Origin of the sequence: Filomicrobium sp., assembly GCF_025698805.1 — a bacterium.
GTDB lineage: Bacteria > Pseudomonadota > Alphaproteobacteria > Rhizobiales > Hyphomicrobiaceae > Filomicrobium > Filomicrobium insigne.
On sequence record NZ_JAILWT010000003.1, the window covers coordinates 326,556 to 350,634 of the forward strand.

Here is a 24,079-nt window from a genome sequence, read left to right on the forward strand (position 1 = left end):
TCTAAATTGTGATTTGTTCGGCTTCGAGTTTCGGCGCGGCGAGGGATGCCCCATGGTAGGCGAAGGCGAATTGCGTACGAGTGATGTCGCCCCATCTAGCGTCAGTAAAACCGAGCAGAACAGCAGCGATGTTTTTGATGTCCGCTCTACCGCCCAGAATGGCGACAACTCGGCGGAAGACGATAAGAAGTTCGTCCGGTTCACGAGCGGAAACGATCCGCTTGAACCGAAGCGGTGAAATAAGAGCGGCGGTCTCATCGCCTGATCTTGGTGCCCCGATCGCTTCGGCTACGGGGTGCAGTGGATCGTCTTTCTTAACGTGAGCAAGAACCGCCGCAAGCAATGCGGCACGTGGAAGATCTATGCTTGGGCGCGTGAAGCCGACCCTTCTGTACAGGTTAGCCGCTGCGGGTTCGGCCGCCGCCTCTAAAATGTTGGGGACCCGCTTTAGGCGAGCGATGGCCGCCCTGTCACCGCGTGTGGAGCGCCCTTCAGCATCTTGTGGCTGGAGTTGTCGCCACCATGCTAAGACTGCAGCCTTTTCTTCCTTGAATGGTTCATTGCTCATGCGGCCATCCTCCCTTTTGCTGGCTTCTTCGCGGGGAGCGGCAGACTGAGTTCGCCGAAGATCTTCTTCCCCACCGGGCCATAACCCTCCAGTGCGAACACGAGCATCTTCCGACCTTCGATGACATCCTTGATCTTGTCGCTCTGCGCGTCTTCAATCGGAACCGCGTCATCGAAGATGGCGAGGCATGCCTGTCTCAGGACGATGCGCCAACTGCTGCCAAACTCCTGCTGGATCGCCGCAAGTTGATCCGCCAAGTTCTCTCTGCTTGCGAACAGGTTCTTGGCCGCTATGCCGAGGGTCCGGTAGAATGGCTCTTCCGTGTCGGACCAAATACGGTTGCGAACGGCATCGAAAACGGAGCTATTCCACTTGGCATCGCCTCTCTCTCCGTAAAGGGCTCGCTTCGTTGCGCTGATGAGCTGACTGGCTGCAAAATCAGCGGAAGTTATAAAACGTTTGGCTAGTTCGCGGACTTGCTCATCGCACGTTGTATCGCCAGTCATGACGAGGGGCATTAGGGCTTCGCCGAAATCGAGCGCCTTCATATTATCCATGGCATAGCCCACAGCTAGTAGCCGGCAATTCAGTAGCGCTCGTCTCTCCTCTCCCTTGAAATACTGCGCCCGCGTCTGAAAATCGCTGACGCAGCGGGCAGGCACCCGCAAACCGTCTGGATCGGGCACCACCAGACCGAGATACTGCCGATATCCGACGCGGGACGATTTGAGGTGAAGCGGCAAATACTCCGCGTCAGTCTCACGCGGCTTGTAATAGGGGCTGAGCGGATGCCCCCGGCTCCAACTCACGTAGTTCGCGCCCCACGGTCGCGTTGCGTAATTGGTGACTATCACGTCATCAACGATGCCGAGAAGATCGCACGGCCGCCGTTCCGGGTTCGGCTCAAAATTCAATCGGATGCGTCGCGGCATGCCGAAGAAAGCTTGCGCCTCATGAACATCTTCCGGTGTCGTGGTTACTCCAGAGCTGTCGGAGACGCGCGTTTCGATGACCCACGGAAACACGCGCGCGTACCCGTCAGTACTCTCGCGCATGCCTCCGGGCACGTTGGCCCACAACCGTTGCCATAGTGTCGGTTCTGCATTGCCGACCATTCCGGGAAGTACGAGCGTCGTTAGTGGTCCTCCTCCGCGCAGCGAGGTGCGATGCCCGGCACCGCCCGACGGAGCACTCGTCTGCAGCGTCAATAGAGCTATCGCCGCTCCGGCCCGGGATAGGGCTCCGGTACGTCCCCGCTTCACGAAATGGTCGGCATTGTCCCGCGTGGTGCTGCTGCCGGGCGCATCAATGAAAAGGGCTTCAACGGAAACGTCGTCGCCAGTGAGCTGTTCCTGATCCTGGAAGAACAGCGGCCCCTCGCCATCAAGCGTAAGCGTGGCTTCGATTGGACGTAGTGCGGCTTCCAATTCATCTTGCGAGGGTGGATCGCTGTAGAGCGCTTTCCAGGCGTGCCCATCATGAGGGCCGAAGGTAACGGCCAGAAGGCCGATTAGGAATTCGGTAGTGCTGATATCGCAGTCCGGCCGTCCGCTGGCGATGCGCATAATTTTCTGGCCATCAATGGGCTGGGAAATGTCACCCGGCCTGACGGAGGCGCGCTTCCCGTCTTCAAGCTCTACAGGGAGCCAAGGTTCGCGCAACAAATTAAAAGAGGTTTCCATTGGAAGGTAGGACCTCCAAAAAAGGGATTTATGCGTGCGCGGATAATCCAGCACGAAAGTGTCGGCGCGTCTCCTATGTTGGGCACGCGTTCCACAGGATGTCCAATGCTCTGATGTAATCGACTGTGCAGCCCCGCGTGCGCGGGGAACAGGGTGTGACGTGGCGTCTCGGTAGCAATGGCATCGGTTCAGCCCCGCGTGCGCGGGGAACAGCCACGTTCCTGAATTGGAGCCAGTGGTCTGAACGGTTCAGCCCCGCGTGCGCGGGGAACAGGCGTCTAGCGATGCGTCACGAAGGACTACAGGCGGTTCAGCCCCGCGTGCGCGGGGAACAGCCACCGTTGGAACGGACGCCCGAAGAACTGGACGGTTCAGCCCCGCGTGCGCGGGGAACAGCAGGTCATGACGGATGAGCGTAGCCAGGGGCTCGGTTCAGCCCCGCGTGCGCGGGGAACAGGAGATGGCTGCTGACGAACGTGCCCCTACAGACGGTTCAGCCCCGCGTGCGCGGGGAACAGGAAGAAGCAGCGCTGCGCAGTCAGGCGGAGGCCGGTTCAGCCCCGCGTGCGCGGGGAACAGTCGAAGCCCAGTCGACACCCTTCACCTGCATGCGGTTCAGCCCCGCGTGCGCGGGGAACAGCGTAGATGGTCCATCCATGGCTTCCACTGCACCGGTTCAGCCCCGCGTGCGCGGGGAACAGGACAAATCACCCGACGGAACGAGTGTTGCGATCGGTTCAGCCCCGCGTGCGCGGGGAACAGGATAATCTGCGCGAGTGGGCGAAGGGGTTAGGCGGTTCAGCCCCGCGTGCGCGGGGAACAGCGCAAATTGCGCTCGTGAGTACGAGACGCACTCGGTTCAGCCCCGCGTGCGCGGGGAACAGACTTGTTTGCAACGCCTTGATTTCACGCCGCTTTTAAATTGTCAAAGAGCGCACCGATGTTCGCTGTGCGTTTCTCACGCCGTCGGTGGCGACGCTTGGCGTCTTGCCGGCCGTTATTCTGACCGCCTATTCCCCATGCGCCAAGAGACCGGCAATCAGCCGGCGGCGAGACGTAATCCGATACGCCTGTCATAGAAGGCGAGCACTTCATCCGTGTCTTTCACCACACGCCCCGCCCATCCCTCCCCCTGAGGCTCCAGCACCAACAGCGGTATCTGGCGCTCCCACTCCGGCCAGTGCGCCTTGGCCGCTGCGATCGATTGTGCCTGCCTCAGATCCATCGCTTCGGGGACGCCAGTAGCCTTCTTGCAGCTAAGGCTCACCTCGGAAAGCGCCCACGCAAGCATGAGTTTTTCATTTGAATACCACGGTATGATTGCGCCACCCTCGATCCTACCGAGACGGAAGACGGTAATGGGATCGCCAAGACGGGTCTGCGTGATCGTATCGCGCGTCCAAATTTGAACATTACCACCGTAGCCATCGTCTAACTTGAGCAGGTTGGCACCTGCAAACGAGCGCGCCGCGCTGAAGTCCCCCAGAGACCTCGTCGAAGCAGCACGAAGCTTCTCGGGGATATCATCCATATCCTCGCGGCCATAGACCTGCTCGATAAGTGAGCGAACACCGTCAGGCGTGACGATCGCACCAGTCTCGCACAGCACCTTCGCGCTGCGCCAGATGACGCCATGGTGGCCGTAAACAGCGGCGGCGCGTACGGACATGGCGTGGTACCAATGTGGATCGCGCACTTCGTTCGGGTCTGGGGCGAACATGACAAGTTCGGGTGCAGCGACAGGTCGGCCATGCCGTGTAAGGTGGCGCCACAGGCGCCCCGCGCGTTGGATGATGAGATCGATCGGCGCGAGATCCGTCACCATCGCATCGACATCGTAGTCCAGTGACTGCTCTAGGATCTGCGTGCCAACAATGACGCATCCGGTTCGATTGCCGGTTTCGTCCTTGCGGCCAAGCGTCCGCCGCACCCGGTCCTCGATATCAAGCCGGTCGCCCATGGCAAAACGGGCATGTAGTAGAGTGGGAGACAAGCCGCGTCGTTTGAGTTCAGCCACCGCCTCGATGGCATCATCGACGGCGTTTCTGATCCACGCTACCGCAGCACCCTGCCGCGCCATCTCGACGACATGGTCCGCTGCCGTCACGAACGACGCAACGCGGCGGACGGGGAGCGTGCGTGTGCGGTCCGCACGGGACGCCGAGGCCTCAAAGGCGCAACCTGCTGAAGAGACGACCGTGGTGGCCGGGTATGCGTCATGCCCAGCGGTAACGGCTGTGGTGCCTAGGCCATTGGCGAATGCATTTGCAAATGACTGCCGCTGGGCCACTGGCAGCGTCGCCGACAGAATAATCGCGGAGCCGCCCAATGCCGCCTGAAAGCTTAGGAGCGTCTCCATTTCGCGGCTCATGTAGGCATCGTACGCGTGGGCCTCGTCTATGATCAGCACGCGGTTGCTCAGGCCCCACAGGCGCATGACCTGATGCCGCGCGGGTAAAACACCCAGCAACGCCTGATCAATCGTACCGACGCCGATTTCCGCGAGGAACGCCTTGCGGCGGTCGTCTGCAATCCAGGCTGCGCAAATTGCGGCACCGTCACCTTCGTCCCCCTCGTATCCCTCGGAGACGGCGTGGGTTTCGAGCACCGATTGCGTAAATGCCTCGTTGAGTTTGCCCTTGCCGTGGGCAAGCACGAGGGAGGGATGGGCGTCGTCTGAGAAGAGGCGTCGATAGGACCCTTCGAGACGATCATACATAGCGTTGGCGGTTGCCATTGTCGGCAACGCGAAATAAAGGCCGCTGGCACGCCCCGCGCTCATGAGGCGCGCGGCAAGCAGCAACGCAGCTTCTGTTTTGCCGCTGCCTGTCACATCTTCAATGATCGTCAGCGTCGGTCCATCCGGCAGCTCCATCGTGTTCATGCGCTGCTGCAAGGGGCTCAGCGATCGCGCAATGTCCGGAAGCAAACGATCGACCGAAAACGCCGACGGCAAAGCAGAGTGTATAAGGCCTGCATTAGAGATCGCAGCCGCCGCATCCTTCCTTGCCCGTTCCCAATATTCTGCGAGCGTCCATTGCGGTGCGCGATAGGGGAACCAGCCTCGATTGGACCCGATCCAATCGGAGACGACCGTCAGCCCGCAAACAAGCCAGGAGAGGACGGCGAGATCTCGTTCTGTCGGTTCCGGTATTGCTTCCAACGGATCGTACAAAGCGCGGACTTCGCGGCAGAAGGCGATGGCGGCTTTCTTGCAAGCCGTATTGACCCCGGCCACTACACTTGTAGGCTTGCCGTCGTCGTTTGCAGGCTTTCCGTGGTGTCCGGTTACGGCCGCCCACAGCTGATTGAAGCGAGGCTCGCACCATTCTTTTGTGGCCGACCGCAGAAGCTCGCAAACGTCGAGAAGCCCCCGCATCGTGTAACCATCTTCGTCGTGCCGCCTGCCTCGAAGCGCTTGCCACTCACCAAGGAAAGGTTGAACGCTGTCGGCCCAGGCTTCCGGGCTCTTGGCCTGAAAATGCGTTGTGAACTTACCAACATCATGAACTGCTACTAGGCACACGATGAAGCGGTGCGCGTTAGCGACGTCGGTCCCCAAGAGGCGGGCCATTGCAGATAGCTTACGCGGATTATCAGTTAGAAGTGCATCAGCGACGGCTGCCACATCGAGCGAGTGATAGGGCAACGGATGCCATGCCGGCTCGCCGTCTAGGGCGCCGCCGGCCTTCCCCCAAAATTGAAGCGGATCAGGTCTCTCTGTCATGCAATCTGCCTAACCTATCTCCGGCGGCGTCTCCGAATGGAGCAGGCTAGCATACGGTACACAGATGCTGCTGGTGAGATCGCGACGGAAGCAAACAAACTCGCAAAGGCTTACCCCAGAATATGTCCCTTCTTCGCGGGGAGGCGCATCGCAAGTGGTGAAAGTCCAGCAAGGATCCATGATCGCCCCCCCTTAGGACCACAGCTCAGGAGCAACGCATTTAAGTAGCTGAAGAACTCTGGCAATTACGGTGCGCTCGGGGTCAACTTGTCCCCCTCAGAACCGAAAGACCGGGCTTGCGAGCTGGCTTGTCTTAATTCGACGGTCGAGTGGCGTTCTACTTGCGATAACCCTCTGGCCAGCGATCGCCAAACCAGCGCTTACCATCCTTGCTGCCGTTCCAAGGATCGCCAAAGCTTCTGGTGGGTGGGACTTCGGCTCCTGCCTCCAACGCCACTTTAACAGCCCGACGCGCCCGCCGGTGCTCTATGACCTTAAAGGTTTTATCGCTATCTGCGGCGACACCAGCTATCGGTGTCTTTCTGCGTGAACGTGCCATTATCCACCTCCGATAACAGACTATCATAGCACAGACCGATCGTGACAACACCGCTTCCGAGACCTTCTTGATCCGCGCGTGCCCTTCGCGGTTTCTGCGCCGTCGGTGTAACGACAAATGCAGGCGTGATAGCAATCCAAGAACCTACATCCGCAGCGGTGCGGGCCTCTATGGTCTTCTCGATCCGAAGGCGTGTCCCGCGACAGTCTTCGTCAATCTAAATCATCTTGCTCTGAACTGGGTTTCAGTCGGAAGCAAGTAGCGCGCTTCTCTAGGCCCCATTCTTCAATCGAACGCTTTTCGAGTGCCGATACGAAGTTGGGGCGCCTCCGGATTTCCCGTAAGAAGGTCTTTGGTGGAGCTCCAGCCTATCCGGGCCATCGCTTCCCGGAACGGCACACGTCGGATCCCCGCGCAGGCGCTCTTCGACATAGCGGAGGGTTTCACCCGCCCGACCTCGTAGTGTCCTCTCAAACGGCTCCCACGGTGTGATATGCGCGCCCGGAAAGATCGTAGGCAGTTCGATCGGGATGCCCGTCGCCGAGCTGGCGATGATGTAGGCTATCAAATCTCCCAAAGAGCGCGACGCAAGCAATTGATATATTGCAATAGCAATTTTCATGCGTCGCGCGTGCACCCCTAAATGTACCCCAGAGCGTACCCCTGACGTTGCATGCGCTCCTGTTTGTCTTCGTTGACGACGACGGCTAGCCATTTCAACGTCGTTGCTGAGGGACGGTGGGGGAAATGGCCAGAATTGACGAACTGCAACCGCTGCTCGCGGAACCACGCGAAGATTTGAGTGTCGAGTATAAGGGCTGGTTAGATCTTCGCACCAACGATCATCGTGCACTTCTAGCGAAGGCATCCATTGCGTTAGCCAATCACGGAGGGGGGTTCATAATCATTGGCTTCGATGAAGTCGAAGACGTTCTTAGGCCAATTGCGCGGCCATCTGACGTTCCGCTGATCACGCAGGACGCTGCTATATCCGAAAGTCCGGACCACGCAGCGAAGAGCCAAAGACCGGAGAAGAGTGGCGGGGCCTAATTAGCCGATGCGTCCGCGCTACGCGCGACGATATGCTGGATGCGATCCATCAAATCATGTCGGGTACGAGCGCTTCGATTTCTTTCAACTTACGAGCGAACTCGTAAAGGGAGAGATTGACAACCTCAAGAGCCGCCGTTCCTAGACTAACAGATGGCTTCGTCACGCCATTGGCATGTTCCTCACGAAGATCTTCATTTCTAAATTCAATTGTATTTTTTCAATGATCCCATTCTTTCTTATGCAAAATGGCGCAATTGCCATTTAAGGTATTGACCAGGGCTATCTACCCACCAATTCTAGGTTCGATGCACCAGCATGCGACGCCCTGAAACACCATGATACAACATAGAGCCAAGAAGAATTATGGGTAAAAATCTGTTTTCGGTGACTGAATTCTGCAACCGAAATGGTCTCAATAAAAGTCAGTTTTACCGGGAAATTGCACGAGGCCGCTTGATTGCACGTAAGGTTGGCGTGCAACCGTATGTATCCGCAGAAGATGAACGCTCCTGGCTTGATGCCCTTCCTCGCGCGCAAATCCGTGAAGCCGCAGCAGCATAAACAAAACGGCGCGCCGACCGTGGAGATTGGCGCGCCGTGATAGTGAGTATTCCTAGAAGATGCAAGAAACAAATAATTTGCCGTCCGTTTCGGCGCAATACCGAAACGGCAAAAACGACAAAATTACTCCTGGTATTTTGTCGCGTGACCGCGCCGAATACATTGCCGAAACCGTTGAGGTTTATCGTGACGATACTGGCGCGAGCGTCATTTCCGTTCGCGAGAAGGTCGAACCGGCGAAACCGAAGGTCCGGCGAAACCGAGCAGCGGCTGACCGCGATAGCGCTTCCGGCCCGGAGAACAAGGAGAAGAACGCCGAAAGGGCTCAGGCATTCAGGCGTCTCTCGTCGCTGAGGAAGATCTACGCGACGCGCAGCCCGGCCCTATTTCGCTCACGCCATCGGGTCGCCCTGCTGACCCTTTCCGGTGGCCTGCTCGCGTTTGTGGCAGGGCATGATGGGCGCAAGTTCTCGCCCGCTGACCTTCAGCGGTGGGCCGGCAAGCACGTTCGCGAAGCGACGCCTGCCGAGATCGCGCAGGCATTCGAGGCCGCCATGAAGGCGCCTCGGGCCATTCCGGCTTCGGCGCACGTCGGCTTCGCTCTAGAGCTTAGCAAGGAGCACTGGTTTCGAGCCGGACGCCCGTGGGGCATCCATCCCGCCGACATGACAGAGGATGACGTAAAGGGAGTGCAGCGCGCGGCCAAGCGTGCCCATGATAGGCTGAGCGCCGCCGCGAAGCGCGCCGCGAACGGGGCAACGCCCAGGGAGCAGTCCAAGGCCGCGATAGCGCGAAAGCTCGGGATCAGCCCGCCTACGCTTCGGAAGCGGATGCGAGAAGCGGGCTTCGATAAGGCCAGCGAATTTTTCGATTTCGTCGCGTCTACTTTAAGAGAGAAGAATTATAGGCGCGACGCAAATGGAAAATGTCCGCCGACTGACGCGGGCGGCTCGAAGGCCGCCGCCGGAAGATCTGTGCGGACCAAAACCAATCACGCAAGCAATGGAATGGGTAGGGCCAGCATGGGGAGCAAGGGGGGCGGTCGTGCCCCCGCTAGCCGAGGTGTGCCGCGCGGCACGCGCTGGCGTGGGGCATATCGCGCTCGGCATTCGCCAACTGACGGCCAGAAATTTCATCGGCTCGACAAGGGCCTGCGAACTGGAGCACCCATCACTAGCCATTCAGACATCCATCGATCACGGCTCCGGTCGGGAGGCGACGCGTCCATAGGTGGGGTGGGCTCTAGGTTCTTCCTGGGGTGGCATGAACGTGCGGGGACACCGCCCCCGGAATTCGAACGTATTCGCAACTTCAGAAGTTACGTTTTGTTTTGCCGACGCCGCGTTCTGAGTGCGTCGATTGAATTGTTCCAACTCCATTAAGTCATGAAGATTTCAATGATGAACAGTGACGAAGGCGCGTTCCGCGCCGGAGCGCAATCCGTGATCGACGATGTAACGCATCGCCACGTCACCAACCCATGGCTGCGCGAACGGGTGTTCGGACATCGGATTGATCGTTCGTCCGTGCGCCCGCTGGATAACCTTGCGGCCTTGCTTCGGCTCGACGGGATACGGTGAGGCCGTGACCTACATAGCGACGCACCACATTGACGGAACTCCGTCCGGCTCGAGGTTTCTAAAGCCGTAGTGCGTCCTGATGTTGCGCTCGGGTTGTATTTTTACAATCCCCCAGCGCGTCTCTCCGCAAATCGTCGGAAATTTACGACGCGACAAATGCGAACTGTCGAATTATTTCTCGTGACACTCGAATACCTTGATCGCTCTTTTTTGGAAGGGGGAGCTATGCGTGAGATGATCGTCAATTCACCTATACCTTTTGGTGTTTTCGAAATCGAACATGATGGTGGTTCAATTCCAGTATTCGGTTCGATTGACGGAAGCTTTGGTATTTTTTCCAAAGTTTCGGCTGAAGGAGCTTTTCTCCATTTAGTTCACATTCCGACCAAATATGTCCTGGGTGAGTTTGTCGATATCGACGCCGCTCAGCGTGCGCGAGAGATCGCGCAACGGCTCATTCCCAAAGCAATCTTTGGCGATGAGATCGTTCCTGCCAGCGGCGTGCTCTATCGGATATGGCTTGCATATGGCTTTACCCCATCGGGGTTTGTTGACGACGACAGCAACAACGTCCTGGCATTGACTGACAAAGGTAAGGCTCAATGGCTGCACTAACACCGGAAGGAAAGGAAACGGGACCCGTTGTTATTGTCCGCCGCCATTGGAACGATTTTGCCAAGGCGGAATATCGCTTGAGCGACGTAACGGGGGTTTATTGGGACGGTACCAGCGGAGGCATTGGCGCGCGAGCGCCGCGAAAGTTCATGCATGCCTACGTCATGTGCGGCGCGATGGTAAGTGGAGCCGTCTCCCACTCCTGTCACCGCGGACCGCCGCCATCGCATCAAGGTCTGTATCGTCAAGCGCGACAACACGCCTGCCGTGTTGCGTGCCCTCGAAGAGCAAATGGAGAAGCAAATGACGATGAAGCCCACGACATGGGAAGAAGGTGCACGGATCGGCCGTGAGAGAGTGAAAGCTGGCATGGAGGCGAGCGCGACACGCCATAGCGAGATGCAAGCTGCGCGCCTCGCGAGCGGCATAGCGAGCGACCTTGGCTTGGCTCAGAAAGCCGCCGAAGCCCTTGTGGCAAGGGGCGTCGGTTGCCGTGAACGCCAGCTGTTCATGAGTTTGGATGACATCAACCGCATTCCCGGCATCGGGAAAGCGGCGATTGAGAAAATTCGTGCATATCGCATCCGGTTTCTTCCTTCTGACGTTGCCGAGTGACGCTAATGGCAAACCTGATCTCGCAACTTGTTGTTCGACTTATCGATGGCGTTAGCGGTCCCGCAAAGTCGGCTGCTGCTGCTATTCGGTCGCTTAACGGCGTCGCGAATGGCCATAGCGGTGGCAGGACGGTGGTGCCGTTTCGGCGCAGTTAGGGATGGCCTTGTGGTCTGTTCATTTGGAAGTTTGGGTAGGGGATATCGCAACTCATGACTATGACACTGAGCACTGAAGACACGCTTGGCGCTATCCTTGATGACTGGACCAAGCTTACCCTTGAGGCACGTGCCGCCGAGCATGACTGGTTGCGAAAACTTGGCGTCAGCCTGCCCAGGGAAGTTGATGATAACGACCGCAAGTTGACCATGGATATGGCGCGGGATGCCGAGCCTCACCTTGCGGCGTTCCTTCGAGACAATTCGGACAAAACGCCTCTGGAGTTGGAGGAACTTGCGGTGAAGCTGTCACCCGGTGGGGCTCATGATGGCGGCCTGTTGGTGCGCTTAATCCGGGCCAATATGTGGGATGCCGATCCGCTCTTGTTGGCGGCTATCATTCGTTGGAACTGGCATGGGGGAAAGAGGGGCTTTCAATTTCTTTCGGATCCGGCTGAAACGGATCTATACGACTACGAAGAAGAGGCAACCAGCCTGATGGAGCTGTTTGACGAGGCGCTGGACGGTGATCCTCACCGCATCCTTACGGGTGAGGACAGAGCCTTCTTCGACAGCCTGCCCGATCGGTTTACCGCTTATCGTGGTTGCGCTGGCGTTCCGGTTGAGCATGCCGCAACTGGTGTCTGTTGGACGACCCGGCGCGCCGTCGCTGAGTGGTTTGCCTTGAGAACAGCGGACTTTATGAAAGCCGAGCCGATTTTGCTAAGCGCGAGAATTGCCAAGACGGAAGTTCGCATCGCAAAGGCATCAGAATTCGAGGTTGTCGCGATCCCAAGCCGATCCCGCGTACTCAAATGTCGTCGGCGTTTGTATCCGAGTTGGCAGCCTGAAATGGAATGGCAACCGGTGAACGGGCAGAAGGATCAATTCTCTGGTGCGGCTTGAACTGCACCTGGGGCGTCCGTCATAGAGGTCAGCACCGCGTCCAGCTTCTGGTCGATTGCGGCAGCGCGCTGTTCGATGGCGGTAAACCGCGTCGTGTGGAGTGCCATTGTGTCCGCGACCGCATCAAGACCGGCATGCAGCTCTGCAAACCGCACATCCAGGCAGCGTTGGATACGAAGATAGGCGGCGGGCACGTCTGGCATATTGGTCCTCCTAGAGTGATGCGCACTGATCAAATTACACCGCTGAAACCGGCAGGCAAGACGACCACGTGTTAATAGTCCTTCGGCAAGTGAGGCGGCCGTCATCGGCTCGGGAGGGTGGTAGTGGTTTCTGGCTACGAGAAATCCCCCGACTAAGGAGGGCCGCCGCCTACGTGGCGCGGTGAGGTCGTATTTGTGATCGCGCTTGTTGCCCTGTTCAGCTTTGTTACGTGGCTGATGCTATAGGCCGTGCCGGGATCGCCGATCTCAACACCGCTGTGCTTCGGAGATCATCGACAGATGAACGCTGTCGATCGCTAGGTCGTCGTCATCGCTCCACGCGACCGACCTCCCATAGTCAGATACTCGCGCAGTCTCGATGGAGGTCGGGCCGATAACCTTGACGCTGCGGATGCGGTTTGGCTTTCTAAGCAACGATTTCCACTCAAGTTTTTGGGCATGGCGCGCCGCTATAGGGCGTTGGGCGGCTTGAAAGCGATCTTGCTCAGCACTGACTGAAGCAACTTCAGCGATGGACCTTCGCCGTATTTCTCTCTCGTTTGCTTGTGACCCATTAAAGTCGCCACGATCTTTTCCGGGATCTTTAGATCGGTCAGCCGGTCCTCAAACGAGTGACGTAGGCTGTATAGCGAATGACGATCGGTCGGCAGCAAGTCGTTTTCTTCGAGGAACTTGTTGACCGTCGCGGATAGACTGTTGCCCTTGTCAAAATATCTGGGAAAGCCGTTCGGTTGTAGTTTCATGGCCTCCAGGGCGCATCCCACCAGCGGCATATCTCGCTCCGAGGGCTGTGTCTTCATTCGCCGCCCGTCCGGCCGGACAGAGACGTAAGGGATCTTCGCATCTAGGTGGATGTTCTGCGGTAGCAGGTTGACCACCTCGACGGGTCTCATGCCGGTATCGGCGCAGACGTAGACCACGCGTCGAGCCTCATCGTTGAGCCTGTCTAGCGCGCCCGTCGCGAGGATATTGTTTTGGATAAAGTCCTGCTCAAAGGCAGGCCGTCGCCGGTCACGTCCACCCTCGATCCGAAGATCCGCGAAGGCATGAAGTGGGATGCCGATCTGCTTCTCGCGTTCAACGACGCGCAGCATCCTTGATATGCTGCCAATCTCTTTGTTCGCTGACGTGATCAGTATTTCATCGGCCTTGATGCGCTTCTGCCAATACTTGCGGAACGCGATGCCGTCTTCACGCGTGAGGGCAAGGACCGATTTGTCTCCAACCACACTAACGAGCGTGTCGAGGGGGCGCGTTTTGTTCGTCTCCCAGCGCTTGAGTTGGCCCGGCGACATGTCGGTGACAGATGCGGCTTGCTCTTCCTTGAAGGCATCGAATAGCTCAGAGAGCATGAGATCCGGCTTATCGATAGCGCCCAGCACCGCATCGACGACGTTAGGACTATCCACAGTCCTGGTCCGCTCCAATGTCTCGATGCGACGGACGATCTCCTCAAGCGGCCCGGTCGCCAGCTCTTCGGAGGTCTGGTAGGCTAGGCCATAGTGCCCCGCCATCCGAACCGCTCGCTGGAATACCTTGCGATGGCCGGGCTCGCGTCCCGCCGCAAGATCCCGCCACATCTCCTCAAGCTGCTCGTTGAGTTCTGGTAAGACGCGCGCTGCCCTAGCGCCGCGTGGATCGTCAGCAACGCGGATGCCGGTACTCATCTTCGCAAAGCGACGTTTATCGACGCTCTGATAAGCCTTTGGCACGCGTCTGACTAAATACCAAATTCCTGATCGCTTTTGCGGAAGCAATCGGTCCATAATGCCCCTCGTGTACCCCAAAATGTACCCTTGTTATGGGTACAATGGTACGAAGAGAGGGACAAGGCTCTTGAAATTCTCCAACAAAACCAATTGCTTAGCTGAGTTGTTGGTGGTAGACGGGGAGGGGATCGAACCCTCGACCATTCGATTAAAAGTCGAATGCTCTACCACTGAGCTACCCGTCCAAACCAATGAAAACGGGCCCCTCGGGGCCCACGTTGTTGATTAGCCGATCAAAGCCACAGGATCAACGCCTAACGTGACGCGGCCTTGAGACACGAGCGGAAGACCGGCAGCAGATATTTCTTGCCTGCTGCATGGCCATCAATCCGTACGCGATCCAGGTTTGAGCCGAACCTTGAAGATCCTCGCGAACACAAAGTCTGATGACGCATCTGCCGCCGCCTGTCCAGTACCCTGCGACACATATCCGAGATTTTGGCAGAGCAATCGCCATGATGGCGGTCGCGCTGATCCTATTTTCATGCCTTGATGCGACAGCGAAATACCTAGCTGGGCGGGTTGGGGTTCCGGTAACTCAGATCATTTGGGTCAGGTTTCTAGGTCAGTTTTTCCTGATGCTCACGTTTGTACCGTTGCTTGGCCTCATGGACGTGCGCTCGATGTTCAGGACCAGGCGGCTTCCCTGGCAGCTCGCGCGATCGACGCTTATGGTGACGGTCACTGCGCTAAATTTCCTCGCGCTCAAGTACCTCAGGCTCGACCAAACCGTCACGATTACCTTCCTGGCCCCCCTGGTGGTGGCCTTATTGGGGGGGCCTCTCCTCGGCGAATGGGTCGGCTGGCGGCGGCTCATTGCCATTCTGGTAGGGTTTGGCGGCATACTTATCGTCGTGCGGCCTGGCTTTGCCGAGATTCACCCCGCGGTGGGCTTTTCGTTCGCAAGCATGCTGGCCTATGCGCTGTTCATGCTAATCACGCGACACATCGCCGGCGAGGATCCGCCGATCGTGACGCTCTTTTATTCAATGTTTGTAGGAGTTTTTTTGGGAGCGCCTTTCGCCATTTCAGAATGGCAGTGGCCGCAGCAGCCCGAGGTTTGGCTGATGCTACTCTCGCTTGGCGCGTTTGGGGGCGCCGGGCATTACCTGTTCATCCTGGCCTATAAGCTGGCTCCGGCGAGCAGAATCACGCCCTTTCTTTACTTGCAGATACTTTCAATGGCAGGGCTTGGATATCTGGTCTTCGGTGATCTGCCGGATATCTGGACGGCCGTGGGCTCCTGCGTCGTCGTATGTTCAGGTATCTACCTGATAGACCGGGAGCGGCGCGTGCGTGCAGGTGAACGCTAGAAAGGCGCTGCCCGACGCGATGCGTCGGGCGCCACGTAAGTGAAACACGGACTGCAGTCCCATTACTGATTGGCGGGGGCCGGTTCGGCAGCAGGTTCGCTGGCTGGCTCAGAGGCAGGCTCAGTAGCGGGTACTGTTGTGACGGGAGACGGGTCAGCTGCCGGCGCTTGTGCCGCAGGCTCCGCGGCAGGGGCCGCAACGGCGGGGTTCACTGTCTGACCTGAGACATGAGTTTGGCCAACGTCGATGCCGTGCGGATAGTAATTCCAGCCAACATACCCCACCGAAAACAGGATTGCGGTCAAGATCGCGGCAAAAAGCAGCGTATCACCCAGGGCTCTGTTGATCCCCATGCCGATGAGGGACGCAATAAATGCCAGTCCGGCATACACGCCGACATCGATCCAATTCACTTGCGACCAATCTATAATGTCCATACTTCTTCTCCATTGGCGGCTAGAGCGAATGACTCTAGACTAGAATTCGATCCAACCTGGTAAGTTGCGCAGAGCCGGGACGGCTTTGTTTGGCAACCGTCTTGGCACGAATTAACCAAATACGCCATGATTTGCGACGGGAGTATGATGGCAAGGCAAGATCAATGTCGCGCTGCAGTTGCTTTATATGCCATCCATCTACCTAGAAACGTCCAAGCGCTCACAGCGCAGCTGCTCCGGCACCAATGCCCTCAGATGCGCGTGCCCGCACTACCCGCCTCCCGCTATTGGATTGGGTTCGCAGCAGGTATAGAAGCGTCTTTCCAGCCGTATGGGGTAGGCCAGTGTGTCGCTTCAACAGCTACCTGAATTCGGGTTTGAAGTCCTCAAACCCGCAAGAAATCAATTGTTTGGCCGAACCTGCGGTCTCTGCGGACGTGCTCGGCTTTATCGTTGCGCTCGTTGGCATTCCAGCAGCTCTCGTAATTCAGTCGCTTTGGAGCTCGTTCGGTAGCCACTGGTTGATCGTTCTGCTGCCGCCCATTGCTCTCGCGGCTGCTTATCTCGGTGGGCTGCGCGGGGGGGCTTTGGCGCTTTTGCTTTCGATCGGAGCTCTCCTCGTTGCAAACGCCTTCAAGCTCCAACCCAATGTGACACTAGGTGAGATACTGCTGTCACTGGGTCTCACTGCAACATTGGCTTATGTCGGTTGTACGCACTGCAGCATACTGCTTGAGACACGCCGTTTGAGCGAGAACCTCAGCGCGCGCGAAGCACACCTTCGCTCCATTCTCGATACGGTCCCCGATGCTATGGTCGTTATTGAACGTGACGGAACCATCGTGGCCTTCAACCGCGCTGGCATACGGCAATTCGGCTACGAAGAAGAAGAAGCGGTGGGCCAAAACGTGCGCATTTTGATGCCCGAACCCTACCGCAGCGAACATGACAGCTACCTTCAACGGTATTTATCGACGGGCGAAAAGCGGATCATCGGAACCGATCGCGTTGTCGTTGGCCGACGCAAGGACGGTTCGACATTTCCGATGATGCTCGCCGTTGGTGAGATGAAGAGCGGTGACAATCTTTTTTTCACAGGCTTTGTACGCGACCTCACCGAGATCGCAGAATCGAAGTCGCGGCTGCGAGAAATACAAAACGAACTCGCGCGGTTAGCCCGGCTCAACGAACTGGGCGAAATGGCCTCAACCCTCGCTCACGAACTTAATCAGCCGTTGTCAGCGATAGCGAACTACGTCCAGGGCTGCATCCGGCTACTGAGGAATATGAAAGGTCCGGAAGCATCGCGCGTGCAGGATGCTCTAGAAGAAACCGTGCGGCAATCGCTTCGTGCCGGCCAGATTATTCGGCATTTGCGCGAGTTCGTGACAAGAGGCGAGACAGAAAAGCAACCTGAGCAAATTCACAAACTGGTTGAAGAAGCCGGTGCGCTAGCCTTGGTCGGATCACGTGAAATGGGGGTCCGTACCGTATTCGAGTTTGACTCAGGATCGAAGCTGGTCATGGCCGACCGGGTCCAGATCCAACAAGTCCTCATCAATCTGATGCGAAACGCAATGGAGGCAATGCGGGAAAGCGAGCGTAGAGAATTGCTGGTTAGGATTTCCTCGGAAGACATCGGGAAAATCATGATCGAGGTTGCCGACACGGGGCCAGGTGTCTCCCCCGAAATTGGTGCCCGCCTCTTCAAACCATTCACGACAAGTAAGCCAGGAGGTATGGGGGTCGGCCTCTCCATTTCCAAGCGCATCGTTGAAGCCCACGGAGGAGAGCTTTCGATGTACCGCAATAGCGAGGGGGGGGCCACGTTCCGTCTCGTGCTACCGGCTATTAAGGACCAGGAGCTGCATGATGGGATCTGACATCGTAGTCCATATCGTGGATGACGAAGAGGACGTGCGCACGTCCGTGGCTTTTCTGCTCACAACGTCTGGGCATACGGTTCGCGTTCACGAATCGGCCATGGAATTTCTGAATGCCGCACTAACAGGCAACCTTCAAAACGATTGCCTCATCACCGACCTGCGCATGCCCGACATAAGTGGCGTCGAATTGTTGAGGCGGTTGCGTGAGGCTGATGCCATGCTACCCGCCATCGTGATCACCGGACACGGCGATGTATCGATGGCTGTAGAGGCTATGAAGACCGGGGCGCTCGACTTCATCGAGAAGCCGTTTGAAGAACAGGTTTTGCTCAACGCAATTAAACACGCAGCTTCAGAACTGAAGAACCGGCCTCGGGATATCGATGACATCGCGTCGATCCGCGCTCGATTGGACTCACTCACGGATCGTGAACGACAAGTGATGGAAGGCGTCGTCGCCGGGCAGCCAAACAAAACGATCGCTTTCGAGCTGAATATCAGCCCTCGGACGGTAGAAGTGCATCGCGCGAACGTTATGGCCAAGATGCAGGTGAAAAGCCTGCCCGAACTTGTCAGACTTGTATTGGCGGCCAACGCGTCTGATTGAACTCGCTTAAATCAGGTCAGCGGCTTGATTTAGCGCAAAGCTAAATTGCCTGGGCTTCCGCTAACCTTCTTCATGCGGCGAAGCGCCGCTTGCGCAATTCATTCCAGGCCCCGCTGTGTCTCTCTCCGCCGCCATACTCGCCATTGCGCCTGATCCAGCATTTGGTGCGTCTCTAGGCTTCGTACTTGAAGCCGAAGGTTGTGAGGTTTTGTTACTCAAGGCTTTGCCCTCGACTCATGACTCTATGAATACTTTTGACTGCGTCATAGTCGATGACAATGCACTGATAAATAAAGAAAAAAACTTAAACCATCTGCGCGCGTTGGCGTCACCGATTATCCTACTTGTTGATCGCAGCGACGAGTTCTCAGTCGGCGAAAGCTTTTGGATAATCGAGAAACCGATACTCGGATTGAAGCTGATTGAAGCCGTCCGCTCTGCTCTTCGAGCAGCATATGAGCTGCGACCACAGATCTACGTTACGTAGTTTCCCTTAGGGATATCCCTAATTCAAACAGAGTAACAGTTGGTCCATTCATGACTCCGACGCGTTTGCCGGAGGCTTGATATGTATTCTCAAATCGCATTTCCGCCGTCTCACTATGCAGATCGCACCGCTCGCACGGACATTTCCAAGTCGTTTCCGCCGTCGATCATCGAAGACACTCAGCTTCATCAGCTCGTCGTGTTCGCACCCAACGCTGAAATTTACGCGCAAGGTGAACCCACGTCATCCCTGTACCAAGTCGAGTTTGGCACAGTGCGCATCTATCGGCTCCTCGCCGATGGCCGCCGCCAGATCACCGCCTTCCATGTTGCTGGGGAATTCTTTGGCTTCGAGGCGGACGATGCTCATCATTTCTTTGCTGAGGCTGTGGACCGTTGCGGCATCCGGATCTGTCAACGCCCGCTTGATAAGGGGCTAGCCTCAGAACTTCTGCCGATAGCTCTGGATGCTCTTGTGCGCGCACAAAAGCATTTGCTCGTCATCGGGCGCCAATGCGCTGGAGAACGGGTTGCGGCGTTTCTGATCGATATGATGGAACGGCAGGGCGACATGCGTCACGTTGAGCTCGCCATGTCTCGAACCGACATTGCAGATTACCTCGGTCTGACGATCGAAACAGTTTCGCGGGCGTTCACGAAGTTTAGAGAACGAGGCTACATCCGGCTGAAGAGCGCTCGCACCATCGACATAGTGGATGTTGATGCCTTACGCATCTTGTGTGCTTGATTATTCCTTTTCTCAAAAGTTGCGCGCGAAAGTAATTTGCGAAGGTTTCATTTTCGCGCGTGGTCCCTGCTCTCTTTATGAGGAGATTGATCATCCGCAGGTTGATCGAAGAGGATGCGCTCCGCCGCGCCATCTAGATCCTCGTACTGTCCGCTTTTCAGCGCCCAAAGAAAGGCCGCTAAACCAAGCCCTCCCAGGAATAAGGCGGCGGGAATGAGCAGGATGAGGTTCGTCATTTAACCCTCCACAAGTGCATTTGCCCGCAGTGGCGCCCGTGACTTGGCCTTTCCGGTATGCTTGGCTTCACGCATTGGGCGGCCTCGCAGTCGCATCGCGTTCCCAATGACGATGAGAGAAGATAACGACATCGCTACGGCAGCGACCAGCGGCGTAACGTAACCGGCGACCGCGATCGGAACCGCGACCGCATTGTAAGCGATCGCAATAGCGAAGTTCTGCCGGATCAACGCTCCGGACTTTTTAGAAACATCTAGTGCGAATGGAACGGCTGTCAGGCTTTCGCGCAAGAACACGAAATCTGCTGCGTTGCGGCCGATGTCTGCAGCCGTTGCGGGGGCCATAGCGACGTGGGCCATAGCCAGAGCCGGAGCATCGTTCAACCCGTCTCCGACCATCAGTGCTTTATGTCCGGCAGCAGTCAGTTCAGCAAGCCGTGTCGCTTTTTCGGATGGCAACGCCTCAGCATCCGCTCGCGCAATAGCCAGCTTATCGCCAACGGATTGGACTGCGTCACGACGATCTCCCGATAGCATTTCAACCGCAAGGCCGGCGTCCTTCAGTTCGGCGACCGCAACTTCAGCATCGCGCCGCAGGACATCCTCGAATTTGAACGTCGCGATTTCCTCACCGTTGCGGGACAGGACCGTACCGACAGAAGATGATATCCCGGCCGTTGCCCAATTTGCTCTGCCCAAGCGATAGACTACGTCCCCCGCTTTCGCTTCTAAGCCGCAGCCCGGAGATTCCTCAACGGATGTGAGAGGAATAGGGCTGAGATGATGCTTTGCCGCGATTTCACGGAGCGCTTGCGAAATGGGATGACGCGAGTGGTCGGCCATTGCAGCCGCAATTGCGAATGCTTTGCGGTTGATCTCTTCTGCGTTGATGAGGCGTGGACGGCCGAGTGTCAGCGTGCCGGTTTTGTCAAAGACAACGGTGTCGATTTCGGCCAAGCGTTCCATCGCCGAACCGTCCTTGACCATGATGCCATTCTCAAACAGACGTCGCGCTGCAACGACCTGAACGATGGGAACCGCAAGCCCCAGCGCACACGGGCATGTAATGATGAGCACGGCGATGGCGATTGTTACAGACTGATGCCAGTCGCCTGACACCGCCATCCAGCCTAAAAAGGTTAGAAACGCGGTGAGATGTACGAGGGGAGCGTAGAGTGCAGACGCCCTGTCGGCGATACGTCGGTATCGCGCGCGGCCACCTTCCGCGGCTTCCATTAGCCGGATCATTTCAGCCAGGAAGGATTGGTTGGCGGCAGCCGACACCTCGATGGTGATGGGCTGGGTGAGGTTAAGCGTGCCGGCGCGGACCATATTTCCGGCGGCTACAGTTTGTGGGTCACTTTCACCCGTCACAAGCGCGCAATCTAGTTCTGTGGTGCCTCGTCTCACGCATCCATCAACCGGGATGCGTTCGCCCGCCGCAACCAGAACTTTCATTCCCGGCCCGATTTCAGCCAGGGGCAGGTATTCGTGTCCGCCATCCTCTCGTACAACCATGGCGCCGAGAGGGGCCATACGTGCGAGCCCCATCACAGCCGTCCGAGCCCGTTCGCGCATCACATGATCAAGCGTTCGGCCGATCAGCAAGAAGAAGAGGAGCGAGACCGATGCATCGAAGTAAGCATGGGCCCCATGATTGATCGTCTCGTAGAGGCTCAGGGCATAGGCTAACGAAACGCCGATGACGATCGGGACATCCATATTTGTCCGGCCGTGCCGCAATGCGCTCCAGGCCGACCGGAAGAAAATGCGCCCGGAAAAAGCTAGCGCCGGCAGCGCGATCAAGGCGGAAACCCAATGGAAAAGGTCTCTGGTTGCCGCGTCCGCCCCGGACCATACCGATACGGACAACAGCATGATGTTCATGGCGGCGAAGCCAGCAATCGCCATACCGCGGATGAGTTCTGACAGCGTATCATCGTGCGCCTTCGCCGCAGCTTCAAAGAGGTGGGCCTCGTAGCCTAACCTCTCAAGGGTGGCGATGATCGGTGGCGGCGTTCTGCCATGCCAACGCACGCTCACGCGCTTCGTCGACAGGTTTACGCGTGCGCGTTCTACGTTATCGAGCCGCATCAAGGCCGTCTCGATGGCCTGGATGCACCCTCCACAGTGAATTCCGGGAACGGAAAGATCCGTCTGGTAAGTGCCGTCAGCAATTCTATGGCTTGCGAGCTGTAATTCTTCCATAGATGGCCCGGTTGCATTCGGACCAAGCTCGCTGGCTGTTGCGATGCCAACGGCACAGCATGTCATTGCAGCACCCCGTTGCGGATCATTATGCGTCGGACATACCGATAGGCGGCCGGCTTACCGACGTCGGCATGAGCTTCGACAATCCAAACACCATCTGCAATCGCGGCTTCCGCGGCGAATTGATGGCTCGCGCCATCGCGTGTCAGAACAACCGTCTTGTCTTCGGTGACCGTTGCCGGCCGCCGGAAAGTGACCGTCACGCTCTGCATATCGATAGGAAAGCCTTCGCGGTTTCTCAGCAGATAGTAGATGCGCCCCGCGTTGTAGCTAAACCGGCTGGTCCAGCCCAGCGCCGCTTGCGCTCGGCCTTCCGCTGCTTTGTCGTTGAATTGCTGGCTTGCTACGTAGGAATTCGCAACGACGAAACCCGTCCAGGTTCGGTTTGCCGCGATTGCCATTGTCAGATTCGCTACAATGATTGCCGCAAAGAAACAGACCATAACAATCAGCATGTGACGGCCAGTGAACTCCTTCGGCCCAGAACCGTAGCTCATTTATGTTCTCCGGGTGCGTTAAAGGTCGCTGTGTACGCGCTAGTCTCTTGGTTCACCTTATCCTCGACGACAAACCTAAACGTCTGTCGTTCGGGGTGAGCCTGATCCGCTGGTTGCCTGACAAAGACCTTGAGAGCCCGTAGCCGATCCGGCTCAACGGGCACGTTGACAGATCGTTCCTCTGGGCCCGTGTGAAGCCCGCTCACGCTCATCGACGCACCGGGTAACCCTTCGAGGCGCAAAGTGATGGTACGTGGTTGAGGGATCATGTTGAGAAGTTTGACGGTGTAGCCATTGCGTACGGACCCATCCGACAGAATGACATACTGCGGATTACGATCCCTCAAAACGTTCACCTCCAAACGGTCCCGCGTCAGCAACGCATAGAGCATGATCAAACCAATCAGCGTCCAGATCGTTACATAGATTAAGGTGCGAAGTCTCAATACGCTGCGCCAATTGAAGTCAGCTATTCCTGGCACAAACCGACCGTCGCTTCCGCGTACCCGAGCCGGATCAATCGGCGTGGTGCCCCCGACTGTGGCCAGCGCCATGTTGGCATCGTAATCGCGAAACGTAGCGTAGGAGATAAGCCCGCGCTCTTTGTGCAGCTTGTCCATCACGCCGTCGCAGGCGTCGATGCAGAGGGCACAGGTTATGCAAGCCAGCTGCTGACCGTCGCGGATATCAATGCCCATCGGGCACACAGCGACACAGGCGTTGCAGTCAACACAGTCGCCATTGCGTTCCCCCGCGGCGACGGCCTTCTTAGTGTGCCGCGAACGGGGCTCACCGCGCCAATCATTGTACGTGACGGTCAGCGAATTTTCGTCGAGCATCGCCGCCTGGATGCGTGGCCAGGGGCACATATAGATGCAGACCTGTTCACGCATGAGACCGCCAAAGGTGTAAGTTGTAGCGGTCAGAATGGCGACGGTGATGTAGGCCACAGGTGCTGCCTGGCCGGTGAAGAAGTCACGGAAAAGCGTGGGGGCATCGGCGAAATAGAAGATCCATGCACCGCCGGTTGCTACAGCGATCAATAGCCAAGACATATGCTTGGTCAGCCGTAATCCCAACTTGCGAAAACTCATGGGGGCTTGGTCAAGCTTAATGCGGGCGTTGCGGTCGCCTTCAATCGCGCGTTCTACGACAAGAAAGAGATCGACCCATACCGTTTGCGGACAGGTATAGCCACACCATGCGCGGCCGATGGTGGACGTTAGCAAAAAGAGTCCAATCCCGGCCATGACCAACAGGCCGGCGACATAGAATAATTCCTGCGGCCATATCTCGATAAAAAAGAAATAGAAGCGGCCGTGCGCAAGATCGACGAGTACAGCCTGATCCGGGGCATGCGGACCACGATCCCAGCGCAGCCACGGCGTCAAGTAGTAGATGCCCAGCGTGATCGCCATGACAATCCATTTGAGCTGCCGGAAATTTCCCGACGCGCGCTTGGGATGGATCTTACGGCGCGCAACATAAAGTGGCTGTCGGTTCGAAGCGGAATTCACCGCTTCGACATCCAGCTTTTCGATCTCTGCGGGATTAAGCATCGTAAAGCCCTTGCCAGCCCATATT

The 24,079-nt window shown here is 57.4% G+C and carries 24 protein-coding genes, 1 tRNA gene and 1 CRISPR repeat array; of the genes, 13 read left to right on the forward strand and 12 right to left on the reverse strand.

Annotation, left to right across the window (positions count from 1 at the left end; translation table 11 throughout):
* Window position 1 precedes the first annotated feature (1 nt).
* From casB to K5845_RS08890, 4 genes are all read right to left on the reverse strand, one after another.
* Entirely contained in the window at window positions 2-568 is a 567-nt protein-coding gene (casB, locus tag K5845_RS08875) for a type I-E CRISPR-associated protein Cse2/CasB (protein ID WP_287958812.1), read from the reverse strand.
* The gene (gene casA / locus K5845_RS08880) at window positions 565-2,250 is read right to left on the reverse strand and encodes a type I-E CRISPR-associated protein Cse1/CasA (RefSeq protein ID WP_287958813.1); all 1,686 of its coding nucleotides are present in this window, start codon (window positions 2,248-2,250) and stop codon (window positions 565-567) included. The genes casB and casA overlap by 4 nt, the downstream gene beginning before the upstream one ends.
* 123 nt (window positions 2,251-2,373) lie before the next feature.
* A CRISPR array of direct repeats spans window positions 2,374-3,134; the repeat unit is 29 nt; unit sequence CGGTTCAGCCCCGCGTGCGCGGGGAACAG.
* A gap of 155 nt (window positions 3,135-3,289) precedes the next feature.
* Window positions 3,290-5,977: a CRISPR-associated helicase Cas3' gene (gene cas3 / locus K5845_RS08885; protein WP_287958814.1), complete on the reverse strand. Its 2,688-nt coding sequence runs from the start codon at window positions 5,975-5,977 to the stop codon at window positions 3,290-3,292.
* Between the two features lie 337 nt (window positions 5,978-6,314).
* Window positions 6,315-6,536, reverse strand: a complete 222-nt coding sequence (locus K5845_RS08890) for a hypothetical protein (RefSeq protein ID WP_287958815.1) — start codon at window positions 6,534-6,536, stop codon at window positions 6,315-6,317.
* Window positions 6,537-7,283: 747 nt separating this feature from the next.
* On the opposite strand from K5845_RS08890, the gene K5845_RS08895 reads away from it, so the two are divergent.
* From K5845_RS08895 to K5845_RS08930, 8 genes are all read left to right on the forward strand, one after another.
* The gene (locus tag K5845_RS08895) at window positions 7,284-7,586 is read left to right on the forward strand and encodes an RNA-binding domain-containing protein (RefSeq protein ID WP_287958816.1); all 303 of its coding nucleotides are present in this window, start codon (window positions 7,284-7,286) and stop codon (window positions 7,584-7,586) included.
* Window positions 7,587-7,952: 366 nt separating this feature from the next.
* The gene (locus tag K5845_RS08900) at window positions 7,953-8,150 is read left to right on the forward strand and encodes a hypothetical protein (protein WP_287958817.1); all 198 of its coding nucleotides are present in this window, start codon (window positions 7,953-7,955) and stop codon (window positions 8,148-8,150) included.
* A 59-nt stretch (window positions 8,151-8,209) separates the two neighbouring features.
* Window positions 8,210-9,532: a hypothetical protein gene (locus K5845_RS08905; RefSeq protein WP_287958818.1), complete on the forward strand. Its 1,323-nt coding sequence runs from the start codon at window positions 8,210-8,212 to the stop codon at window positions 9,530-9,532.
* 15 nt (window positions 9,533-9,547) lie between these two features.
* Window positions 9,548-9,730, forward strand: coding sequence for a hypothetical protein (locus K5845_RS08910; protein ID WP_287958819.1), 183 nt, complete (start codon window positions 9,548-9,550; stop codon window positions 9,728-9,730).
* A 156-nt stretch (window positions 9,731-9,886) separates the two neighbouring features.
* Window positions 9,887-10,345, forward strand: a complete 459-nt coding sequence (locus K5845_RS08915) for a hypothetical protein (RefSeq protein WP_287958820.1) — start codon at window positions 9,887-9,889, stop codon at window positions 10,343-10,345.
* A 183-nt stretch (window positions 10,346-10,528) separates the two neighbouring features.
* Window positions 10,529-10,960, forward strand: coding sequence for a ComEA family DNA-binding protein (locus K5845_RS08920; protein WP_287958821.1), 432 nt, complete (start codon window positions 10,529-10,531; stop codon window positions 10,958-10,960).
* Between the two features lie 5 nt (window positions 10,961-10,965).
* Window positions 10,966-11,115 carry a hypothetical protein gene (locus K5845_RS08925; RefSeq protein WP_287958822.1) on the forward strand — a complete coding sequence of 50 codons (150 nt, stop codon included), beginning with the start codon at window positions 10,966-10,968 and terminating at the stop codon, window positions 11,113-11,115.
* A 54-nt stretch (window positions 11,116-11,169) separates the two neighbouring features.
* Entirely contained in the window at window positions 11,170-12,021 is an 852-nt protein-coding gene (locus K5845_RS08930; protein WP_287958823.1) for a hypothetical protein, read from the forward strand.
* Here K5845_RS08930 and K5845_RS08935 read toward each other — a convergent pair.
* From K5845_RS08935 to K5845_RS08945, 3 genes are all read right to left on the reverse strand, one after another.
* A complete protein-coding gene (locus K5845_RS08935) occupies window positions 12,000-12,224 on the reverse strand; it encodes a hypothetical protein (RefSeq protein ID WP_287958824.1) in 225 nt (74 codons plus the stop codon). The genes K5845_RS08930 and K5845_RS08935 overlap by 22 nt on opposite strands.
* A 470-nt stretch (window positions 12,225-12,694) precedes the next feature.
* Window positions 12,695-14,011, reverse strand: coding sequence for a site-specific integrase (locus K5845_RS08940; RefSeq protein ID WP_287958825.1), 1,317 nt, complete (start codon window positions 14,009-14,011; stop codon window positions 12,695-12,697).
* 113 nt (window positions 14,012-14,124) lie between these two features.
* Window positions 14,125-14,199 (reverse strand) — tRNA-Lys (locus tag K5845_RS08945).
* A 270-nt stretch (window positions 14,200-14,469) separates the two neighbouring features.
* Between K5845_RS08945 and K5845_RS08950 the strand changes: the two genes are divergently transcribed.
* Window positions 14,470-15,327 (forward strand): DMT family transporter, encoded by an 858-nt coding sequence (locus K5845_RS08950; RefSeq protein WP_287958826.1) that lies wholly within the window; start codon window positions 14,470-14,472, stop codon window positions 15,325-15,327.
* Window positions 15,328-15,389: 62 nt separating this feature from the next.
* Here the strand turns inward: K5845_RS08950 and K5845_RS08955 are convergent, their stop codons facing one another.
* A complete protein-coding gene (locus K5845_RS08955) occupies window positions 15,390-15,764 on the reverse strand; it encodes a hypothetical protein (protein ID WP_046478970.1) in 375 nt (124 codons plus the stop codon).
* Between the two features lie 410 nt (window positions 15,765-16,174).
* Between K5845_RS08955 and K5845_RS08960 the strand changes: the two genes are divergently transcribed.
* The 4 genes from K5845_RS08960 to K5845_RS08975 all read left to right on the forward strand — a co-directional run bounded on the left by K5845_RS08960 (window position 16,175) and on the right by K5845_RS08975 (window position 19,491).
* Window positions 16,175-17,647 carry a two-component system sensor histidine kinase NtrB gene (locus tag K5845_RS08960; protein ID WP_287958827.1) on the forward strand — a complete coding sequence of 491 codons (1,473 nt, stop codon included), beginning with the start codon at window positions 16,175-16,177 and terminating at the stop codon, window positions 17,645-17,647.
* Window positions 17,637-18,257: a response regulator FixJ gene (fixJ, locus tag K5845_RS08965; RefSeq protein ID WP_090229057.1), complete on the forward strand. Its 621-nt coding sequence runs from the start codon at window positions 17,637-17,639 to the stop codon at window positions 18,255-18,257. The genes K5845_RS08960 and fixJ overlap by 11 nt, the downstream gene beginning before the upstream one ends.
* A gap of 115 nt (window positions 18,258-18,372) precedes the next feature.
* Complete coding sequence (locus K5845_RS08970) at window positions 18,373-18,744, forward strand: response regulator transcription factor (protein ID WP_046478977.1); 372 nt, start codon at window positions 18,373-18,375, stop codon at window positions 18,742-18,744.
* Between the two features lie 81 nt (window positions 18,745-18,825).
* The gene (locus tag K5845_RS08975) at window positions 18,826-19,491 is read left to right on the forward strand and encodes a helix-turn-helix domain-containing protein (protein ID WP_046478978.1); all 666 of its coding nucleotides are present in this window, start codon (window positions 18,826-18,828) and stop codon (window positions 19,489-19,491) included.
* A gap of 47 nt (window positions 19,492-19,538) precedes the next feature.
* Here the strand turns inward: K5845_RS08975 and ccoS are convergent, their stop codons facing one another.
* Genes ccoS through ccoG form a run of 4 tightly spaced genes read right to left on the reverse strand, consistent with a single transcriptional unit; the run spans window position 19,539 to window position 24,054 of the window.
* Complete coding sequence (gene ccoS / locus K5845_RS08980) at window positions 19,539-19,727, reverse strand: cbb3-type cytochrome oxidase assembly protein CcoS (RefSeq protein WP_090229054.1); 189 nt, start codon at window positions 19,725-19,727, stop codon at window positions 19,539-19,541.
* On the reverse strand, window positions 19,728-22,001 hold the full coding sequence (locus tag K5845_RS08985; RefSeq protein WP_046478980.1) for a cation-translocating P-type ATPase: 2,274 nt from the start codon (window positions 21,999-22,001) through the stop codon (window positions 19,728-19,730).
* Window positions 21,998-22,495, reverse strand: coding sequence for a FixH family protein (locus tag K5845_RS08990; protein WP_046478983.1), 498 nt, complete (start codon window positions 22,493-22,495; stop codon window positions 21,998-22,000). The genes K5845_RS08985 and K5845_RS08990 overlap by 4 nt, the downstream gene beginning before the upstream one ends.
* Window positions 22,492-24,054: a cytochrome c oxidase accessory protein CcoG gene (gene ccoG / locus K5845_RS08995; RefSeq protein WP_046478985.1), complete on the reverse strand. Its 1,563-nt coding sequence runs from the start codon at window positions 24,052-24,054 to the stop codon at window positions 22,492-22,494. The genes K5845_RS08990 and ccoG overlap by 4 nt, the downstream gene beginning before the upstream one ends.
* Window positions 24,055-24,079: the final 25 nt, after the last annotated feature.

What these genes read in the sequence shown, in the direction of transcription:
- casB (WP_287958812.1), bottom strand. Translation starts at nt 568, where the DNA reads ATGAGCAATGAACCATTCAAGGAAGAAAAGGCTGCAGTCTTAGCATGG.
- casA (WP_287958813.1), bottom strand. Translation starts at nt 2,250, where the DNA reads ATGGAAACCTCTTTTAATTTGTTGCGCGAACCTTGGCTCCCTGTAGAG.
- cas3 (WP_287958814.1), bottom strand. Translation starts at nt 5,977, where the DNA reads ATGACAGAGAGACCTGATCCGCTTCAATTTTGGGGGAAGGCCGGCGGC.
- K5845_RS08890 (WP_287958815.1), bottom strand. Translation starts at nt 6,536, where the DNA reads ATGGCACGTTCACGCAGAAAGACACCGATAGCTGGTGTCGCCGCAGAT.
- K5845_RS08895 (WP_287958816.1), top strand. Translation starts at nt 7,284, where the DNA reads ATGGCCAGAATTGACGAACTGCAACCGCTGCTCGCGGAACCACGCGAA.
- K5845_RS08900 (WP_287958817.1), top strand. Translation starts at nt 7,953, where the DNA reads ATGGGTAAAAATCTGTTTTCGGTGACTGAATTCTGCAACCGAAATGGT.
- K5845_RS08905 (WP_287958818.1), top strand. Translation starts at nt 8,210, where the DNA reads ATGCAAGAAACAAATAATTTGCCGTCCGTTTCGGCGCAATACCGAAAC.
- K5845_RS08910 (WP_287958819.1), top strand. Translation starts at nt 9,548, where the DNA reads ATGATGAACAGTGACGAAGGCGCGTTCCGCGCCGGAGCGCAATCCGTG.
- K5845_RS08915 (WP_287958820.1), top strand. Translation starts at nt 9,887, where the DNA reads ATGCGAACTGTCGAATTATTTCTCGTGACACTCGAATACCTTGATCGC.
- K5845_RS08925 (WP_287958822.1), top strand. Translation starts at nt 10,966, where the DNA reads ATGGCAAACCTGATCTCGCAACTTGTTGTTCGACTTATCGATGGCGTT.
- K5845_RS08930 (WP_287958823.1), top strand. Translation starts at nt 11,170, where the DNA reads ATGACTATGACACTGAGCACTGAAGACACGCTTGGCGCTATCCTTGAT.
- K5845_RS08935 (WP_287958824.1), bottom strand. Translation starts at nt 12,224, where the DNA reads ATGCCAGACGTGCCCGCCGCCTATCTTCGTATCCAACGCTGCCTGGAT.
- K5845_RS08940 (WP_287958825.1), bottom strand. Translation starts at nt 14,011, where the DNA reads ATGGACCGATTGCTTCCGCAAAAGCGATCAGGAATTTGGTATTTAGTC.
- K5845_RS08950 (WP_287958826.1), top strand. Translation starts at nt 14,470, where the DNA reads ATGATGGCGGTCGCGCTGATCCTATTTTCATGCCTTGATGCGACAGCG.
- K5845_RS08955 (WP_046478970.1), bottom strand. Translation starts at nt 15,764, where the DNA reads ATGGACATTATAGATTGGTCGCAAGTGAATTGGATCGATGTCGGCGTG.
- fixJ (WP_090229057.1), top strand. Translation starts at nt 17,637, where the DNA reads ATGGGATCTGACATCGTAGTCCATATCGTGGATGACGAAGAGGACGTG.
- K5845_RS08975 (WP_046478978.1), top strand. Translation starts at nt 18,826, where the DNA reads ATGTATTCTCAAATCGCATTTCCGCCGTCTCACTATGCAGATCGCACC.
- ccoS (WP_090229054.1), bottom strand. Translation starts at nt 19,727, where the DNA reads ATGACGAACCTCATCCTGCTCATTCCCGCCGCCTTATTCCTGGGAGGG.
- K5845_RS08985 (WP_046478980.1), bottom strand. Translation starts at nt 22,001, where the DNA reads ATGACATGCTGTGCCGTTGGCATCGCAACAGCCAGCGAGCTTGGTCCG.
- K5845_RS08990 (WP_046478983.1), bottom strand. Translation starts at nt 22,495, where the DNA reads ATGAGCTACGGTTCTGGGCCGAAGGAGTTCACTGGCCGTCACATGCTG.
- ccoG (WP_046478985.1), bottom strand. Translation starts at nt 24,054, where the DNA reads ATGCTTAATCCCGCAGAGATCGAAAAGCTGGATGTCGAAGCGGTGAAT.